Source organism: Sulfolobales archaeon, from assembly GCA_038897115.1.
Lineage (GTDB): Archaea > Thermoproteota > Thermoprotei_A > Sulfolobales > AG1 > AG1.
In genome coordinates, this window is record JAWAXC010000177.1 from 1 (window position 1) to 2,887 (window position 2,887).

The 2,887-nt window shown below is 34.3% G+C and carries 4 protein-coding genes; all 4 read right to left on the reverse strand.

Annotated features, from left to right (window positions below):
- Positions 1–66 precede the first annotated feature (66 nt).
- Positions 67–813 carry a hypothetical protein gene (locus QXE01_12460; GenBank protein ID MEM4972050.1) on the reverse strand — a complete coding sequence of 249 codons (747 nt, stop codon included), beginning with the start codon at positions 811–813 and terminating at the stop codon, positions 67–69.
- A gap of 56 nt (positions 814–869) precedes the next feature.
- On the reverse strand, positions 870–2,018 hold the full coding sequence (gene cas7d / locus QXE01_12465; GenBank protein ID MEM4972051.1) for a type I-D CRISPR-associated protein Cas7/Csc2: 1,149 nt from the start codon (positions 2,016–2,018) through the stop codon (positions 870–872).
- 3 nt (positions 2,019–2,021) lie between these two features.
- The gene (locus QXE01_12470) at positions 2,022–2,468 is read right to left on the reverse strand and encodes a hypothetical protein (GenBank protein ID MEM4972052.1); all 447 of its coding nucleotides are present in this window, start codon (positions 2,466–2,468) and stop codon (positions 2,022–2,024) included.
- A partial coding sequence (locus tag QXE01_12475) for a hypothetical protein (GenBank protein ID MEM4972053.1) occupies positions 2,461–2,887 on the reverse strand: 427 nt, incomplete at its 5' end. The genes QXE01_12475 and QXE01_12470, both read right to left, overlap by 8 nt.

Below are 2,887 nucleotides of genomic sequence, written 5' to 3' on the forward strand. Positions count from 1 at the left end.
GCCTTGCCAAGATATTCGTTCGATGATTGCATATAGAGTGGTTCTAGTCTAACTGAAAACATGGATCTACCCTTCGAGGAAAGAAGGTATGGGTTTTTTAATCTCTTCAGAATTATAAACAAATTTTATAGCCTTATCTACATTGCCTGATATTGCTATATCTCCTGCGTAATGTGTTAACACTAAGGATTGTGCGTTTTTAAGGGTTTTTTTCGTATCACTAACGTTAAAAGGTGATGTGATTCTAATGTTTCCACTCTCTATAGAAAATTGAGTTATCTTCTCTAGTCTTGCCTTCCAGATTCCAAACCTCTTAGAGCCTATTCGTAGATATAATTCTGGTGGTAATTCATTCTTTGATATGATTATTGTCCATCCTTTAGTCCCTGGTGCTATTGCATTATATCTCGTAATTAGTGGAAAAGCTGTTCTTGTTTGTGGTTTATAAAGGATATAATCTGTTTCACTTGCGCTTAGTAATATGCTTTTGTAATATACTTTCTCTAGAAATAATGGATAAGCGTAAACTCCTAATTCATCGAATCGTTCAGCTGGTGGTTTACTAATCTTAATCTTGTTATATGCCGTTATATATGCTAGTGGTTTACTATTATTATTAATATTAATATTATTATATTCCGATATTAAACCTTTTAATGCTAATACTAATGGGTAATTGTGAATAACTGGGACTGTTGTTTGAATAAAGGAGTTTAAAGTTCTATTTGGCATTGCTAATGAGGAGAACCACATTAAGCTTTGGAGCTCTAAGTCAGCGTAATAAAACTTTAATTCATCTAGCCTGTAGGGCATTTTCTCCTCTTCTCTTATTTCTTCTGAGAGTCTTTTTTCTCCTTTTCTTCTACTTTCTAAGATCCCTTACTTTTACCTTCTACTTCCTTAATATACTTCACAACTGCGCTTGAGTAGTTGTAATTATCCCTTGCCCATAATGTAACTATCTCATCACTACTAATATTTATTTGAATGTTCTGTTGATCTATCTTTTTGTTTGGATCTGCTAGTATTTTAAATGATTTAATATTCTTTAGGTACTCTATTGATAATTTGATTACCTCTTCAGGTGGTGCTAGTTTTCGTTTGATTTCCTCTTCAGATGGTGCTAGTTTTTCTTCAATTTTCTGTATTACATATCTAGTAATGTCGTAAGAGCTTACAGTTTCTCTATCGCTGGCGTTTAGTCCTAATATTATTACTTGTACGCTACCGTATTTTGTTTCTCCTCCTCCCATCCTACTGATACTTGAAAGTGATGATAAGACAAGTTTAGCCTCTAGTTCTGTTACATCATACATAGCTAATTTGCCTATAAATACGACTCCTGGTAATACGTGGGATTCTTGGTAGAGTGACATTCCAGTATAACTTACACCATCTCCCACTTTATTATGAGTTAACTCTGCTACTGCAGCTTCGTATGTAGCAGTTCCAAACGCTGGGTCGTGGACAACTCTACTCTTTAACCCATAAGCTGTTCCTTTCTTCTTCTTCTTTGATTCCAATATTTTTAGTTCGTTCCTCGTTATTATTGAGCCTAAAATATTGCATGATGGACAATAGCCGCACAAACCTATATCAGTTCCTCCCGCTGATGTTGGTGGTGCAACATAACAATTCCAACTTTTATTACCATTGTTGTCAGTTGTTATTTTTTTAAAGCCAAGCTTTTCATAGTTAGGCAAGATATCTTTTCGTAATTTTTCATTATCATTATTATTTCGTAATATTTCAAGCATTCTTCTCCTTAGTTTAGCTTGAATTTTTTCTGGCAGTATCGTTGGAACTGATATAACCTTTCCTCCAAGATTAATCTCCAATTCACTAACATCACCTACTCCTTCTGTTCTGAAGAGCGGTATTCCTTTTGATACTATAGCATAAACTACTTCTATTTTTCTTCCTTTACTAAACAGTCTGTTGTCATTCTCATCTGGATTTCTTAAATATCCGCTGTTTTCCTTTAAGAATTGTGTTATTGGATCACTTACCTGACTCATTTTTTAACCCTCCTTTAAAATATTTGATATTTGATGTCCATATTCATTTTTTATTTCTTTTGCCGTTGCAATATTATATATATTCTCTACAACTAGATTTATCAATTTATTCCTCCACATAGGTCGCCAATTCTTCATTTCCTCATCTAGTTTTTTCAGTAGTTCTTCTAGCAGAATTCTGTAAACAGTATTTAGGGTATCGCTTTTAAAGGGTGGATTAGTATACTTAGCCATTATTATATCTATTCTGAATTTTAATACTAGTGTTAAGGCTCTTCTAATCTCTTTTGTAAGTGAGTAGACTGATGGTTTTCCACCATAATTCTTAGCATTATAAGATAATAGTCTTCCTAGTGCTAGTATTAGATCTACTTTTGAATCTCCTTTCTTTACTAGATCTAATATTTTCTTTACCTTTTCATCTGTTGGTTGAGGGGACACACTACTCATGTTTTACCCCCTCCTTACCCCCACTAAGGCTAAGTGGTGGGCGAGGGTTCCCACTATCATGGGAAAACACCTTTTTATAAAAACTTATTGGGTCTCTTCTAAAAGAGGTATAATTTTCAATGGCTTTTCTACCTATTTCATGATTTAGGAGGATATGAATATAGAAGTCAAATGGGTATCTAATATACCTTAGAATTTCTGATATCTTGTTATCTAAATTTCCTTTTGGGATCGTATAAAGAAGAGCCATAGTTGTGATAACTAAGGGTGTATCTGCCTCGTACTTACTATCTGTTGGATCGAAGTCGTAAAGTGGTTTCACTGGGGATAAGAGTTTTTTCTCATATGCCGGGCTTACCTTTGCATTGAAGGCTGCTGGGTAAAGACCAGTAAAGAACATGCCAGCAGCAATTGCTGAA

Bases quoted from the DNA above. Each gene is read 5' to 3' on its own strand.
- QXE01_12460 (MEM4972050.1), bottom strand. From the start codon at position 813: ATGCCCTACAGGCTAGATGAATTAAAGTTTTATTACGCTGACTTAGAG.
- cas7d (MEM4972051.1), bottom strand. From the start codon at position 2,018: ATGAGTCAGGTAAGTGATCCAATAACACAATTCTTAAAGGAAAACAGC.
- QXE01_12470 (MEM4972052.1), bottom strand. From the start codon at position 2,468: ATGAGTAGTGTGTCCCCTCAACCAACAGATGAAAAGGTAAAGAAAATA.